General features: G+C 49.2%; 2 protein-coding genes. Both read right to left on the bottom strand.

Annotated elements, in window-relative coordinates; translation table 11 throughout:
* Positions 1-6,480, bottom strand: a 6,480-nt coding sequence (locus tag ACE04G_RS20865; RefSeq protein WP_486094682.1) for an SDR family NAD(P)-dependent oxidoreductase, incomplete at its 3' end; no start/stop codon positions are given.
* Positions 6,477-18,161, bottom strand: coding sequence for an SDR family NAD(P)-dependent oxidoreductase (locus ACE04G_RS20860; RefSeq protein WP_486094680.1), 11,685 nt, complete (start codon positions 18,159-18,161; stop codon positions 6,477-6,479). The genes ACE04G_RS20865 and ACE04G_RS20860, both read right to left, overlap by 4 nt.
* Positions 18,162-18,166 lie beyond the last annotated feature (5 nt).

Genomic DNA, 18,166 nt, shown 5'->3' with positions numbered 1-18,166 from the left:
TTCACCAAAGCTCTCACAGCGACCTTTGCTGGACAGGAATCGTCCTTGAGACAACATGATATATTTGTTCGGGTGGACCGACACATTCACCCCGCCTGCGACCGCAACCTGACACTCATTCTGTCTTAAACTCTGGCACGCCAGATGAATGGAAGTCAGCGAAGATGAACACATTGTATCCACCGCCAGACTCGGTCCGCGGAAATTACAGAAATACGACACCCGGTTGGCGATGGACGCCGGATTACCGGAGAGCGCAATTGAGGACTTGGCCCCGTACAGTTGGTATTCTTCGTACATCACACCCACGTACACACCCACGATGTCGGTAGCCAAACGCTCCCGCGTATACCCCGCATCCTCAATCGTCTCGTACACACACTGCATGAACAATCGTTCCTGCGGATCCATCATCTCAGCTTCCCGAGGAGAAATCTGGAAGAACAACGGATCGAATTCGTCCACACCGTCCAGAAATCCGCCCCAGCGTCCATAGGTCTTGCCCGGTGTGCCCGGTGCTGAATCATATACCTGCTCCTGGTCCCAGCGTTCAGATGGAATCTCGGTAATGCTGTCCGTTCCACTGCGCAGATTCTCCCAAAACTCATGAATGTTCCGCGCTCCCGGGTACCTTCCCGCCACACCAATAATGGCGATATCCTGCTGCGTATCGACAGGTGTGTCCTGTCTGGAGACATTAGTCTGTGATTCATTCATCCGTGGTGCAGTCGTTTGAGTCTGTCCAAAAGTTAGATAGGGCGATCTGGTCTCTCCAGGGATGGATAAGACAGATTGCACTGAGGTTTGCTGTACTTTGACATGCTTGGCTTCCAAAGGTATGGATGCTGCATCTGAAGTTGTGTCGGGATCTCCCTCCCTTAGCAACCTGTCCAGTTTTTCGCCTTGCTCCTGTAGAAAGTAACTGCTCAAATCCCCGATCGTCTGGTATTCAAAAAATAATGTTTTGGGCAGTGGTCCAAATAAACTTTCCAGTTTGTTTGTCATCTGCATGATCAGGATTGAATCGATTCCATACTGCTCCAGAGGTGCATTCGCTCGAACGCGAGACTCGGGCAGTCCAATAACTTCGGCAAGAGTTTGGATCAAAAATTGAACCGTTCGTTTGGGTTTGTCAGCTGCCTGTGATCGGTTTGATTCCCCCACAGGAGAATTTATTTCTTTCATCGTTTCCAGTCTTTCGCTCTCACCATTGAAAGCCAGGAATCCCTGTTGGTTTTTGGAATGTAGAAGCCTCCTGATCCGGGTCATATCACCCGACAAAACAGCAATCTGTCCAGCTTCTGTTGCCAAAGCCCGATAGAAGGCCTGTATGCCGCTTGACGTTTCCATTCCCGCCAAACCGTAACGATGGAACATCCTTTGCTGAACGGTTTCAGGTATCGTCATACCCCCTTCAGTCCACAGCGGCCAGTTTATGGACAAGGTCCGCCCGTACCGCTCACCCTTCTGCACTCGCTGGTGCCGTTCAGATGCAAAAGAATCCATAAAAGCGTTGGCTGCCGCATAGTCGGCTTGTCCAGGGTTGCCAAACATCGCGGCAACAGCCGAACAAACGATGAACAGATCCAGTTTCTCCTCCCGAGTGGCTTCGTCCAAATGAACAATACCGGACACCTTCGGTGCAAAAACGTTGCGAAAATCGTCCTCTCTTTTAGCAAAAATGGGGTCATCCTGTATAATTCCTGCACAATGAATGATCCCGTTCAACTTACCAAACTCCATCTTGAATGAACTCACTAATTCTTGCACGGTCTGTCGATCCGAAATATCCCCTTGTCTGTAAAGAAGGTTTATTCCTTTCTCACGTAAAGCATCCAATGGCTTCCCAATGGTTGACAAGGATGCTCTCCCTACAGCAACAATGGTGCAGGAGGGTGCATGAAGCGCTATTTCTTCAGCCATGATAATCCCGAGAGCACCTGCTCCCCCGGTAATAACGTAGACCCCTTCGGGTTTCCATGGGATGTCGAATGCACTTTCAAATGGATCATATTCAATCATTTTCCAGTCCTGAACATGACGAAGCCCAATACCTGATTGCCCTGGTGTACTCTTATAACGGATTAAACCATGCTCTGGGTAGTCCCGATTATCTACGAGCATGTTTGCCAGCATCTCCGATTCCGTTTCATTCAAAATCTCAATAACCTGACCATGAAAGAATGGATTCTCCAGTTCGGCCGTTCTTAACATAGCGGCAATTCCGCGATACAACGACAACTCGCCAGGAATGACAATTTGCAGCCATTTTTCATCGTTAACATGGGGCACTGCCTGCATCAGAAGAAGCCGGATCTCTTCAAGCACCTGCAAAGCGCCGTTGGTAAATAATTTGTCCCAAGACTGGTTGAAATCCGTTGACGGAATACGTACACTTTGAATGGAAAATCGCTGTAAATATTTCTCGATTCCTGGATAACTGTGATTGCTATCTTCGAATAAAAGCACCACATGATTGTCCACGGTTAAGGTCTCATTCCCGGAAACACCTCCGGCAAATGTGTCAACAGGTGCCACTCTCCAATAGGGTTCAGCCAGCAAAGTCCCTTCATCCCCATGCTGCTCTACCTGTCTAGAAAGCTCGCGGAACGTCAGCCCCTTGATTCGAAGGACAAGCTGTTCCTTATCGTCATATCCATCAATATCAACCTTTTTCGTTTCAACTAGAGCGTCATTCGGAGTACAGACGCGAACATGCGACCACATTAATGATGCACTGTTTCCCCGTATCTCCACTTGCTCCATGGCAAACGGAACCGGTGTTGTAACAGGTGGACCTCCTGCTGCCACCAACAGAAGTCCAATGGATGCCTGTAGGACACTATCTGTAAGACCAGGGTGAAGCTGACCTCCGCCATATTCATGGGAAAACTCTCCTGCAAGGCTCAGTTTGGCAAGCGCCTGATTGGTCCCGATGTACAACTCTTCAATTCCCTGATAATAATCCCCGTATTGCAGATCCATTTGTTTAAACTGGTTGTAACAACCTTCTCTTGTATAAAACCCTTCGGTGCATTGGGCTCTGATCTGTGTCAGATCTGTCTGTCCAACTTCCTGCGGCTCCATCATTGCCGCTTGCCCAAGACAGTGAACAACAGTCTCTTCCGCACCTTGGCTCTGTATCCGAAACTCGATTGCTCCCCGTTCAAGCGGATGAAGCAAGACGTCAACCTGAACAGGCTCTTTGTTCACCTGTAGTGGTCCATACCAGCCGATATGGCTCAGACTTATCCATGTCTGTTCTAGATCATCATGCGTATGAGCCATTTCCACTGCAGCACGAGCCATCTCCAGATAGGCTGCACCCGGAAATACACTTTCCCCTTGCACAATATGATCCTTCAGGAAAAGCTCTTCGCCATCAAAGGTGGAACTGAATTGGAGGGCAGCCCAATTCGAAGTATTACGATGCAGCAAAGGATGAAGCAACTGGTTTGAGTCCTCTATGCTCTGGTTAGCATGTTGTTGGATCGTATGATCATTTGTTGGTGGGTGACCAGCATCAATCCAGTACTTATCCTTGGCAAACGGATACACGGGCAGTGAGATTCGTCCTGCGGGCGCATGCTTAAACAACAATTCAAAATCAAGATGATATCCCTGCATATATAAGCTTGCTGCTGCTGCTAATTTTTCCGTAAATTCAGCCGAATTCGGTGATTCCGAACAATGCTGCAAACATTCATTTCCATAACGCATTAATGAAGACTGCGGGCGAAGTGTATGTGACAGTTCCACCACCTGAACTTCTGCTGCGGCTCCCTTTTCAAGCCACTTCTCCAATATTCTGATCAACTCTTGCTCATTACGGACAACACAGCTCAATCGGGAGTTCAGATGTTTTCGTCCCATGAGCAATGTATAACTCATATCCCAGCAGCTCACATCGGATTGTTCTTTGCAGAAGCTAACCAGTTGCTTGACTTGAACTTCCAATTGTTCCTGTGACTGAGCCGATAAAACAATCAGGTTCCCGGGACGATTGACCTTCTGACTTCCCATAACAGGTGCTTGTTCAATGACCATATGCGCATTCGTTCCACTGAAGCCAAAAGCGCTGATTGCGGCCATCCTTTTAACACCTGGCGGTGTGATCCAATCGATTGTCTCTGTATTGATGTAAAAAGGACTGCTTGCAAACGGAATGTGTTCGTTGCCTTCCTGAAAATGAAGGGAAGCTGGAATTTTTGCATGTTTTAAGGAAAGTAAAATTTTGATCAGTCCAGCCACACCGGCAGCGGCCGCAGCATGTCCAATATTCGTTTTGATTGAACCAAGGGCACAGTAATTTTCCTCTTCGGTGTACGACCGGAACGCTTTCACAAGCGCACTGTATTCAATGGGATCTCCCAATTTAGTTCCCGTTCCATGGGCTTCAACCAGTTGGATATTTCCAGGATGGATGTCAAAACGATTGTAGACCTCACTCATGAGCTGCTCCTGAGACTTCGCACTCGGCGCGGTGAGCCCGTTCGAGGCTCCATCCTGGTTAATGGCTGTACCGCGAATAACCCCATGGATGTTGTCCCTGTCACGCAAAGCGTCACTTAAACGCTTCAGCACTACAACTCCTGCACCTTCTCCAGGCACAAATCCGTCTGCCCGCTGGTCGAAAGTATGACATTTTCCTGTCGTTGAGAGCATGCCGGCCCGGTTGGATGCAATGAAAAAACCTGGGGTGGACTGTATAAAGACTCCTCCGGCAAGCGCCATTTCCGTCTCTCCAGACCATAATCCCTGACAAGCCAGATGAACTGATACGAGTGAGCTTGAACATGCCGTATCCACTGCAATAGCAGGGCCCTGCAAATTCAGATAATATGCAATTCGAGCAGGAATGACTGAACCCGAGTTGCCCCAGAATGCCTGCGGAACAGGATTCGGTCCAAGCAGTGTCCGGTAATCAAGCTCATTAAATCCCGCGTATACACCACACTTCAGCCCGGCAACTGCCTGCCCTGCATATCCAGCATCCTCCAGCGCCTTCCAACATTCCTCAAGAAAAATTCGCTGATGCGGGTCCATATGAGCAGCTTCCGTACCTGAAATGTTAAAAAATTGAGGATCAAATTCATCTATGTTTTCCAAAAATCCACCATGGCTGCAATAGGAGGTATCCTTTTCAAAATAAGATGATAGATCCCAACGCGTAACTCTCTCGACCAGATCCTTTCCTGTGACTAAATTCCCCCATAAGGAATGAATATCATCTGACTGCGGAAATCGCCCGCTCATCCCAACAATAGCGATATCTCCCCGCTCCACCTTTAAAGGACTATAAGACTCTGGGAACACAAAATGCTGGTCATGATTGTGTTCGGATGAACCTTCTGTTTTGTATGCATGCGGGGCAGCAGCTTCAGAGCTCAACTCCACCGGATCTACAGATTTGGAAGTCTTTTCGATGGTTTGCACAAGGCCGTCCCTATACTTTTCAACGATATGGTTGGATAACAACTCAATGGAGCTATAATCAAACAGGCTGGAGACCTGCAAAGATATGGATAACGCCTCGTTGATCGACTGAATAAGCCGTACGCCTGTAATGGAGTCCACACCATATTCGGAGAAGGGTTCCTCTGAATCAATCATGGTGGTGTTCACTTTAAGCGAAGCAGACAGCATATCTGTAACGATCTCTCTTACATGTGCTTTCAATGTGGTTGCTGAAGTGCTCTCCAAACCAAGAGATGACTTGCTCGGCTTCTTTTCTTGCAGTTCAGGACGGCTTCCTGGAGAGAACGAATCATTGGACTGTAATTCAGACCGTGCCTGATTGGATGATCCAACTGGAGTAACTTCCGCGTCGATCTGCCTTACTATGCCGTCACTGTATGCCACAATGACCTGCTGCCCTTCCTCGTGCCAATCTTGTGCAGGAAATTCGATAGAATGAAAACCCGCTTCCAGTAACAGCTGTTCCCATACATGAGGTGCTACTCCGGGAGAATCGGTTAGACGAAGCTCGGGGTCCTCATACAGCCACCATCCATCCAACAAACCAAAGGTAAGGTGAGTAAAAAGGGAATTGCTGCTAATCTCGTTAATTAACAGCATTCCGCCTTGTTTTAGCAGAGCCTTCACATTACGCAGTGTTGTCCGCAAATCGGGAGTTGCGTGCAACACATTGGCTGCGATGACCACATCATAGGCACCGGTGTCTATCTGTTGGGCAGACGGAGCATATCGAACATCAAACATACAATAATTCAGGAATGACCTGCCTGCTCCATACTTCTGTTCACCATGCAAAAGGAATGCTTGGGATACATCCGTATATGCATACTCTTGAATATGTTGTTCCACCGGTTTCAGTCTGTGCAAAACGGCTGCGCTTGTTCCTCCGGTTCCCGCCCCAACCTCCATCATGCGGAGAGCAGAGCTGTCCAACTGGATTTTATGCTGCACATAATGTAGTGCTGTTTCAGCAAGCACTTCGTTATAACGGTTTATTTTCACGTGTATATCCCCCCGACCAATTCCATAGAGGAATCAGGAAACATAATCTCGGTTGCTAGGCATTTTCCGCCGATAATATCTGGCAGCGCCTTCAGCATCGTTTCAACCAATCTGATTTGTGATTCCGCGCCGTGGTGTTTGATCCATCCGGGTTTGTTATGCTCCCATTCCTGCCAAGCCGTTTCGGCTTTCGGCTCGTCGTAATTGCATACCCTGTAACCAAAATCGGTTTTCATCAGATAGCCGTAACGGACTAGCGCGGTCAAACTTCCTCTGATCCAATGCGCATAGGTGTCCGACAAATTCTGTGTTAATTCAGCCAGAGTACCGGAGCTAACATCGGATTCAAACCAACCGGAGGCTTGCAGCTGCACCCACATCAGTTTTGCAAGCAAAGGCTCCATCTCTTGGAGCAAATGGCTTGTATTCTTGTCTGGATGAGAGGTATGCACGAGGTCACGAGTCACTGGCCTGCTTGCCTTTAGAGGCTGATCCGACATATAGACTTGTACAGATTTTTGCATATTGATTCCAGGAATCAAATTTGTTTTTGTTTTTAACAAGGCAGCCTGTGTAAGATCTATGCTCATGAGCATCTCCAAGGCTTCCATCGCTTCTGGCGCCTCAATTGAACTCACACCCATCCGGTTCATGCGTTCCCTGTATTCCAATGAAGCCACACGGCCTACACTCCCCCAGAAACCCCAGTTCATAATTTTGACCGGACATGTCCAGGATTGTCGCAACCAATGCGCAAACGAATCTTTAAACATACAGCCCGCCGAGTAATTGCTCTGGCCTGGTTGTCTGGTAAAAGAGTTCATAGATGAGAAAAACAGGACAAAGTCCAGATTTTCTTTCGCAAATATGTTTGCCATCACAACACTTACATCCAGTTTGGCGACAAATACATGTTGAAACTGTTCCTCTGTCATCTGCTCCAGACTGCCATCTTGCAAAACAATTGCTGAATGCACAATACCATTTATGGTCTTGAACCGGCTTTTGATCGTTTCATACGCACTCATTAATTCCTCTTCACTGGCTGCATTGGCCGAAATATATTCGGGAGCAGCCCCCAGAGCTGACAAACGATTCTGTTTATTCCGTATCTCGTCGTTGTATTCACTTCTCCCGATCCATATCACTCTCGCCTGATAGGTCCGAATCATATATTCACTCCATACTTCTCCGATCCCGCCTGCCCCGCCAATGACAACATATATTCCACCATAACGATAATTGTTGTTGTCCTGAGGGGCATTGCTCTCCAGGCGAACAAGTTCCTGACTGTACCAGCGGTTGTTTCGATGGACCTGGAGATCCCCTTTACTTTTCGGTTCCAGTGAGAGCGCTCCACGAATGGAACGTTCATTGATGTTACCAGCTTGCAAATCCACAAGACCCACAGACCATTGTGGAAACTCCTGCGCCATTGAGCTGGCAAGACCATGAACTCCGGCATCCGCAGGATTAACCGGGTCGCTAGACCATACGGATTGTGTCTGACAGGTTAAGAATGACCATTCCAACGGACGATGACCATATCCCAATTGAATCATGGCTTTAATGATTCGAAACACATTTTTCACGCCCATATTCTGTGCCAATATCATATGATTCAGTGACGTTGGAGGGAGAGACATATGATTGGATAACCAAATGATATGATCAATCGTATCGACCTTTTTCAAGGCATTCATCAGACTGACGGGATCTACAGCAGTTTCCGCATCCATACGGATTGATTTTGCATGGATCTGATGAACCATCTCCCATTGCTCCGTTGTACCTCCAATGACCAGCCATCGTTTATTTCCAGGATTGAATTCGGACTTTTCAGTCTTTTCGACTACTTTCCATATTGGGGTCAGCATAAGATTATGGTCCGATGGCTCCGATGGGTTTGCAAGAGGAGGTTCCTCCTGCTTAACTTTTGATTCACTTATCGTGTTGCCCTGAGATTGCTGCGGGATCCAGTATCTTTCTCTTGCAAATGGATAGGTCGGTAGGGCGATCCGTTGGGGTTTACCCTCAGCAACATAGAATGTATTCCAGTCCAGGTTCAGACCCTGCACCCATAAATCCAGTAATTTCTCATGCTGGCCCTTCTGAATCCACCGGTTCACCATTTCTTCCATATCCTCATCCCGACTAAGGATGGAAAGCATCTCTTTACCCTTTTTCACATGACCGGTATAAAAGACCATTTGCGAAGCTTGTGTTTCCAGATTGTTTGTCTGTTCAACATACTCTTTTAGTTTCGCAATGAGTTCCTCTATGGACGCCGCCAGCAAGCCCAGACGCTCTTCCATCGATTCACGTCCAACTTGCAAAGTATAGGACAGGTTCCTCATATCCGAATCCACATATATTCCGGTGTATAACGCCTCAAGTAAGTCTTTGGCCTTTGCCAAGAGTCGTTCCTGATTTCTTGCGGACAACACAACGATAACAGGAGATTTAGGGTGATCTTTGCCAACTGTTATCTGTTCCGAGTACATACCTGTCTGGGTATACTCTTCAATGATGATATGTGCATTGGCACCCCCAGCTCCAAATGAAGATACGCCTGCACGTCTTGGGATCTGCACTCCATCTATTTCCGGACGCTTCCATGGTTCGAGCAACTTCTGAACCACAAATGGACTCTGGGTAAAATCAATGTTTGGATTGGTCTCTTCCGCGTGCAAGGATGGCGCGAGTTCCCCATGCTGCAGCTGCAGCAACACTTTGGTTACCGCAGCAATGCCTGCTGCGCTCTCGCAGTGACCAATGTTGGATTTGGCTGAACCGATGGCACACTTGAAGTTGGATTGGACCGTCCGCTGAAATGCTTTTGTTAAACCGGCCACTTCAATAGGGTCCCCGAGCGAGGTTCCTGTTCCATGCGCCTCCACGTAACTGATCGTTCGCGGATCGATACCTGCTTCAAGCAGGGCGTCACGGATAACCTCAGCCTGTGCGTTGGGATTTGGCACGGTGTATCCATTGGTTTTCCCCCCGTGATTCAGCGCCGATCCTTTGATCACACCGTAAATCCGGTCCCCATCCGCTATGGCTCTCGCCAACGGTTTCAACAGAACCGCGCCGACACCTTCACCCGGAACATAGCCGTCCCCACCTTGGCCAAAGCTCTCACACCGTCCTTTGCTGGACAGAAAATTCCCTTGAGACAAAAGAATATATTTGTTGGGATGAACCGACACATTCACACCGCCAGCTACAGCTACCTGGCACTCGTTCTGTCTCAGGCTTTGACAGGCCAAATGAATGGATGTTAATGACGACGAACACATTGTATCCACGGCCATGCTTGGTCCGCGAAAATTACAGAAATACGAAACCCGATTGGCAATGGAAGAAGGATTACCGTTGAATGCCATGGAATTCTGGGACCCATAGAGCTGATACTCCTCATACATCACACCTACATAGACGCCCACTTTCTCCGTGCTCAAGCTTTGTCTTGTGTATCCCGAATCTTCCAGTGTTTCATATACACACTGCAAAAAAAGTCGTTCTTGAGGGTCCATTGTTTCGGCTTCACGAGGAGATACCTTGAAAAACAACGGATCAAACTCATCCACACCATCCAAAAAACCACCCCAACGGCCATAAGTTTTGCCTGGAATTCCTGGCTCTGGGTTATACACCTGCCCGTGATCCCAACGTTCAGATGGAATCTCGGTAATACTGTCCATACCACTACGCAGGTTATGCCAGAATTCACCGATATTACGGGCACCAGGATATCTGCCCGCCATTCCGATAATGGCAATATCCTGATGCTGATTATTCTTGCCCTTTTCACCACCAGAAGGTGAGTCCATATGAATGGCAAGGTCCGGGTCCGTTTTTTTCAAAATAGGTTCGGCTTCGGGTTCGAATGGGGTTCCTGTCAGCAGCGTTCGTTTCGACATCACGGCGTGTGTTGGTGCGTGTGTTTGGGAGTCCGACACATTCTGTAAAATCGCTAGCACATTCTTCTGTGTCATTCCGGCTGGTTTCATCCCTCGTTGCTGAAGCAGCTTATCCAAACGAACCTGATGAATGTTCATAAAGTAATGACTTAGTTCCCTCAGGGTCTGATATTCAAAGAACAGCGTTTTGGACAGAGACCCCAATTCATTCTCCAATACGTCCGTCATCTTCATAATGAGCAGCGAATCGATACCATACTGCTCCAGCGGGACATCTGGCTCAATCCTTGATTCTGGCAAGCCAATCACGGGAGCCAATGTTTTAATTAACCAAAGGATGGTTTGATCCTCAAGATTGCCTTCAAGTCCAGCAACCTCTTCCGTATCCTCGATACTCACAGATATATCTGCTGTTGAACTCTTGGAAAGGTTTAATTGACCCACGAACTGCTCAGCGGTTGCGTGGAGGCTCATTTGTTCCAACAGTGTCTCTGCAGAAATATCCCATCCATGCCGAGTTAGCAGTCTGCGGGAAAGTTCACTCCATTGCACCGGGTCCAAACCATATTCGCTCCAGTCCATGTCCGGGTCCACGTCCTGCTCCCCTACGTTCAACAAAGCGGCCACTTCCAACGTGAGCACAGATACAGCTTCCTGTTGGGTCATGCCTCCCGCCAGAGGGGCTCCAAGCTTGATGGATAACGATTCCGGCGAAGGCGCTTGCCTATCTGCGTCTGCGTTTGCTGGCTCGATCGATTCAGTTAACCCCGAATCTACCGGCTCCAGCAGGCTTCTTCGCAGCACCGACAGCTTGCCTTCCGCCACCAATACCTGGCTGCCTCCACTCGCCCAGGCCTGATACAACGCCTTTACTCCCGACGCGGTTCCCAGCGGTCTCAGTCCATGCTGTTTCCACAGACGCTGCTTCCCCTCTTCCTCCAGCTGCATTCCGCCTTCTTCCCACAACGGCCAGTTGATGGATAAGGTTCTCCCTTGACACTCCCCGCGTTTCATCCGCGCATTTCGGCTCACCGCATACGCATCCATATACCCATTGGCGGCGGCATAATCACCCTGCCCTGCATTCCCCGTCACCGCTGCACCCGAGGAGAACAGCAACAGCACATCCAGCGCTTCGGTCCCGATCGCTTCTTCCAGATTCCGTATGCCGACTACTTTCGGAGCCAGCACGGCCTGCCAGTCGGATTCCGTTTTGTATCGCATCAGACTGTCCCGGATCTCTCCGGCACAATGCAGCACCCCGTTCACCTGGCCATACTGCTGACGGATACGCCCGAACAGTCCGTGGACCGCCTCCCGATCGGTGACGTCCACTGCTTCATAAAGCACCTGGGCAGGGAGCTGCGCCATCTCTCGCTGTACCGCCTCTGGCATCGCCGGGGATCGGCCAGTCAATATAAGCGTACTGCCTTCCGTTTGGGCTGAAATCTCCCGGGCCCAGATCCGTCCCAGGCCACCGGCTCCGCCTGTAATGACGTACACGCCTCCGTCTCTCCAAGGGGACAACAGTGGGACACTGGTCTTCCGCTTTGTCTTCACCTCTGTCTCTGCATTCCCATTCGTCATCTCATCCATATCCACATTTGTATCCATGTCCACGTCGACCGCCTGCCAGCCCACTCGCTTCAGCTCACCCGCTTCCCAACGCAGGTGGCTCTCCTCCGCATGGAGCGCACACTGGTGCAACTGTTCGGTCAATATGGCGGCCGATGTCTCTGGCTGGACTTCGACAAGCTGTGCCAGACAGCCCGGATGCTCCAGTCGCACCGTCCGCAGCAGCCCGCTCAGGCCGGCGAACCGTCTTCCTTGTTCATCTCCCGCCACGACGACCTGCACAGCCATCCGGTGGCTTCGCTGCATCGCAAGCTGCTGCTGCACATGGTGCAGAATGGCCTGAACAGCCTGTCCGTACCGCGCCTCCAACGCCCCCGTTAACACCATCTGCTTCCAGGACACATCCGCAGCCGCGAAGTCTTGCGGGGCCCAATCACACAGCAGCACCGCGGGTTCAACCCCCACAGCTTCAGCCGGTAGGGAGCGCTTCGGCAGCTCCTGCCACTTGGGCTGCACCAGCAGCACACCTTCCCGGCTTTCGGGTACACGCGAGGTCACGCCCCGCAGTCGAATGCAAACCTGTCCCTCTGAATCGCACAGCTCCAGATCCAGTTTACGGACGCTAGCCTCCGCAGCGGAAGATGCCGCAGACTCGGGGCGAACACGCACCACCGCCCACATGTGCGCCTGGCAAGGGGATATCACTTCCGCCTCCTCCAGTGCAAAAGGCAACGGAGCGGAGGCGGGCGGGTTCCCATGTCGTTCTGTTGTGCTCGCAAGGGCCGTGCTCTCCAAGCTTACTGCCCCCTCCTGAGTAGTGGATCTCAGCACTTCCGCGATCTGATCTCCGGCCAGCAGGGCGATGGATGCTTGCAAGGCCCCATCCACCATACCGGGATGCAGCACAGTATCCGCTTGCCCTTCGAAGAGCGCTTGTGGCAGACGCAACTGCGCCAAGGCCTCGTTTGCCCCCCATTGCAATTCGGCAATGGTCTGATGGGACGGACCGTACTCCAGACCCAGTTTTCGGAATGCTTCATAACAAACTGCTCCACTGGCCTGTCCCTCTGTACACCGGCTGCGCACAGCCTGCAAATCCAAGGTTTGCACGGCTTCTACGAGAGGTCTTCCCACACTTACACGCCCTTGACTATACACCGCTTCTCCAGATTCAATTGCAGACTCATTTGCTGGCGCTGCCGAAACTCCATAGGACAGGCTTCCATCTGCCTCGGCCTCAAGCACGAGATGAACCTCCAGAGGCTCCTCTCCAACAACGAGCGGCCTGCTCCACATTACATGCCGCAGCAGCAGACTGTGTGTGAGCGGAGGCCAATTCGCTGCATGCGCCGCTGCTGCCCGGGCCATCTCCAGCTGAACAACAGCTGGAAGCAGCTTGTGCCCCTGTACAACATGATCGCTTAGGAAAGGCTCATTTCCATTGAACTGACTACTGTACCACTGGCCCCGCAGCAGATCCGAACGGTTGTGGTGCAGCATGGAGTGCAGAACTGTAACCTTTTTGCCGAAACCTGCAGTCCCGCTCTCCCTTTTTGCATGGACCATGGGGACCCAATAGCGTTCTCTTTGAAATGAATAGGTAGGGAGACTGATTCGAGTAGGCCTGCTGTCCTTCTGGTACATGCTGTTCCAATCAATGGTTATTCCTTTGGCCCATACTTCAGCGATTGAAGCCATCTTTCTTTTGTTCATCCATATTTCGATTGCTGTCCGAATGTCTTCATCTGATTGAAACAGTTCTGTGATCGCATCTTCTTGAAGCCTGACTTCTCCCTCATAACCAGCCCGACTGTTCAAAGATCCAATCCGCTGGCCTTGGTCTTTGCTTTGCACATACTCTGTACATTTCCTTCTCAGCTCTTCAAGAGAACTGACAACAAAGGCAACCCTGTATCGCATATGCTCTCTGCCCACCTGCAGCGTGTATGCCAGATTGGATAGCTTGATTCCCCGTGTGGCGGCGGAATTTTGATGTTCCTTACTGGTGGAGAGATAATTCATCATGTCGCGCACATGATCAAGCAGACTTGTTTGACTTTTGGCAGATAACGGAACAATGACTGGAAGCTCGGACTCCAAATCTGAACTGGAATTTACTGCTGTTGGTGCATATTCTTCAACAATCAAATGGGCGTTACTGCCGTTTGCTCCGAAGGAGCTAATACCCGCTCGCAAAGGATGGGTTTCTGGAGTGTTACGATCTGCCTTCATAGTTCTCCAGTCCTTTCCTTCCCTCTCCACATAAAAAGGAGTGTTCTGAAAAGGAATGTACGGATTCAGACGTTCCGCATGTAAGGAAGGAAAAATCCGATTGTGTTTCATCTGTAACAGTACCTTGGTTAACGCAGCCACACCCGCAGCCGCTTCCAAATGCCCGATATTGGACTTCAGTGAACCAATTGCACAACTCTGTTCCGGCAGTGACCAGTCCGCCAATGCTTTATTCAGTCCCTGTACCTCGATCGGATCTCCGAGGGACGTTCCTGTGCCGTGTGTCTCAAAATAACTGACCGTTCGAGGATCAACCCCTGAACGTTTGAATGCATGTTTAATAACTTCCGACTGTGCTGTTGAGTCTGGTACCGTTGGGCCTGATGTTTTTCCTCCATGATTGATTGCAGACCCTTTAATAACACCATAGATGGAATAACCTTGCTCTTCGGCATGACTCAGACTGGTCAGCAACACCGTTCCTGCTCCCTCACCCGGCACATATCCGTCTCCGCCCTCTCCGAAACTGCGGCATCGTCCATCGGATGATAATAGCTGTGCCTCTTTCAAAAACATGTATCGATGTGGATGCGTAATGACGTTGACTCCGCCAGCAAGAGCATACTCACATTCCTCATTTCGAATGCTTTCGCAGGCCAGATGAATGGCCGTTAGTGCGGAGGAACACATGGTATCTACCGCAAGAGAAGGACCATGGAAATTCATGCAATACGATACCATGTTTGCAACGGACGCTGCACTGATCCCCAAGGATGTAGGTACACCGCGATCTGTCAATTCCGATGCAAACAGCTCATAATGATTCCAGAATACGCCGGCAAATACACCTACACTCCGGGTACCTGTTGAAGCATCCTGGTGCTGACTGCGTTCAACGCGAAATCCCGCATCTTCACAGGCTTCCCATGCCGTCTCCAGAAAAAGTCTTGCCTGGGGGTCCATCATCTCCGCCTGACGGGGAGATAAATTAAAAAATAGTGGATCGAACTCATCAATCTTATCGATGAATCCCCCAAACTGATAATATGATTCCGGCGTATACGAAAACCGCCCCTGTTCCCAACGATCTCTGGGAAAACCTGTAATGCAATCCTTACCTGATAACAGATTGGCAGCAAATTCATCCACATTCCGAGCCATCGGATAGCGGCCAGCCACACCAATAATGGCTATATCTTCTGTATGCATTTCCGATGGTCTCTTTTCTTTTCGAGGAACCTCATGATTTAAAACTTTTGCTGCAGAAGGGCCCTCCACATGGATAGTAGTTTGTGCAAAACTTCGGATAAACGAAGGTTTACCATACATCACAACAGTCTGCGTTGATGCATTCATCATAAGCGAATCGAACAGTTGCATTCCTTCGTCTTGAGGCAGCGGGGCCAATCCCGTTTTGACTTCCAACTGCTGCTGGTAAACTGGATCGATCGACATGCCTCCATTCGCCCATAGAGGCCAATTAATTGAAAGGGTTCTGCCTGATCGCTGTCCTGCCACAACCTGTTGCTGACGCCGCTCTGCAAACCGATCCATAAAAGCGTTACCACAAGCATAATCTGCTTGTCCCATATTCCCGAGCACAGCCGATAGTGAAGAGAATAAAATAAAAAAGTCCAGTGGTTGATCACGAGTATATTCATCCAGGTACCAAAGTCCGCTCACTTTAGGGCCTAGCACTTCCGAAATATTCTCTTTTGTTTTCTGTAAAATGAATTGGTCCCGGGTAACTCCTGCACAATGTATGATTCCCCGAATAACTCCCAGACTGGTCCGAATCTGCTGGATGACATGACTCGTCTGCTCGCTATGCGTTAGATCTGCCTGAAAATAATGAACATCCGCTCCCAGACTCTTCAACTCCGATATCTTATCGGACTCTTTTTTGCCAAGAGAAGAACGCCCCACCAGCGCCAATGTAACCCTCCCTTGCTCAGCCAAATGGCGACCTACCATCAAGCCTAATCCACCCAATCCACCAGTAATCAGATAAACACCATCTTTTGCAACATACTGGCTTTTCTGCAGCATCGGTATCGGCTTCTCACGGTATTTTTTCACCATCCGCACACGAGATTTTCCGGTGTAACACACTTCACTGACTCCCGAGGAATGTGTTACTCGCTCTTTCTCCAACCAGTCCGCCCATTGGGTTCTTGTAACGTTATGAATATCATTCACCGTGATGATCTGTCCATGTAGATGAGGGTTCTCTGCATGAGCTGTTCTTAAAAGGGCTCCCATCGCGCCTGAAAAATCAGTGCCCGTTCCTGACGGACCAATTATTTGAATATGGGTCTCCGCTTTGGGAAACTGCTGCATGTAATTCTGAAGCCAGACTATACTTTGCTCGCACATTTGTTCAAATGACTGTGGCATGGTACGTTCACTGGTTAGTGTGACAACCTCTGATTGCGGAAAACATTCCTTGATCATTTGATCATGTCCAATTGCCTGCTCGCAAAGAATAACAACGTGGCTCCGCACTGTGTTTGAGGTGTTACGCATATGCAGCGTGACCTCTTCCCAGAAGGGTTCGAGCATGACAGATGAGTAATCATCACTCTTTCCCCGATCATGATTGAGTTCTGAAGTTTTGATGCTTGCCTTGCTGGCCGAAGCTTTGCTCTCCGTGTACTGATTTTCAGTAAATGCCTCAGGCCAATGTTGGTGCAGGTATGCAGCAAGAGACTTAATATTGGAATATTCAAATAACAGCGTGGGGTAAAGCTGCTCCTTCACTTTGTTCTCCAGCGTCCTTGAAAGGTTGATAAGCTGCAAGGAATCCAGTCCCATCTGATAAAATCCCAGTTCTGTGTCCAAATTCGCTTCAGATGTTCCAAGCACTTTGCCTATCTCTACCTTTAAATAGTCCGCAACCTGCTTCGTGTTCCCTTCTGGAACACCTCTTCGCTGATTCGATAGTTCGGATGTATCATCTATGATGACAGGTGAATCTTGTATATTGACCTTTGTGGCCAGCTCTGGTACAGATGAATCCTCTGAACCTGAGCCTGCTACCCCATTTGGATTCTGATGTACTTCGGCCCATTGCTGTATCAAATGAGGATTACGAATACGTTTAGCGGTTAAACGCTCAAATTCAACCAAGGACTTGCCAGCAGAATCAACCACTCTAATATCTGTAGAAATCAGATCTGGTGATGAGACAGAATTATCGTTTATCAATGGTCGAGCGAGCGAGTACACACCAATGGTGTCAGGTAACGGACCATAAATACAGAAGCGTTCAATCATAAAAGGAATATAGGGAGTCTGATCATCAAACATCCCCTGTGCTTTTTCCTTTAAACGAAATGAGGAGCCCGCAAAAGTTGCCCCATCCAAAAAAGCTGCATGTGCATAAAATTCATTGGAGTAAACGGAAGCCTGCTCACTGAGATTCAGACACATAAGCTCCTGATTCTCATATTGGTAGACGACCCCTGAAGTTTGCATAAATGGCCCATGCTCGATGTTGACCTGCCTCGCCAATTGATAAACCTCATCCATGCTCCACTGATCTCGGGATTGAGTTTTCAGATCCTGAATATGGATCACGGGTGGATTAAACTCAGGATCAACAAGAAACATCGTACATTGCATATGTTGTTCTTCACTGCCCTGATCGATGGTACCATTCATCACTTTGTTGCTTGTAATGGTTACCCTCCATTGCAACTCTGAAGGTACAGGTGAGAACGTCACAGCAATCTCGCGATCAAATTGCTCTGATGTCACAATGGGCGTTGTAAACAAAATCTGCCGCAATTCGACAGAGTGTGTCTCCAAATATAAAGCCGACAAACGATAGATCATATCCAGTAGGGTGACCCCGGGTAACGTACAAATTCCGTGTACACGATGATCCTGAACGATGGCGTTGCTGTGGCTTAAACGTTGCACGTATGTTTCTTGATTGCGACCTATCAACGACA

It is taken from the genome of Paenibacillus sp. AGC31, from assembly GCF_057334655.1.
This window is presented reverse-complemented; position numbering and strand designations above follow the sequence as displayed.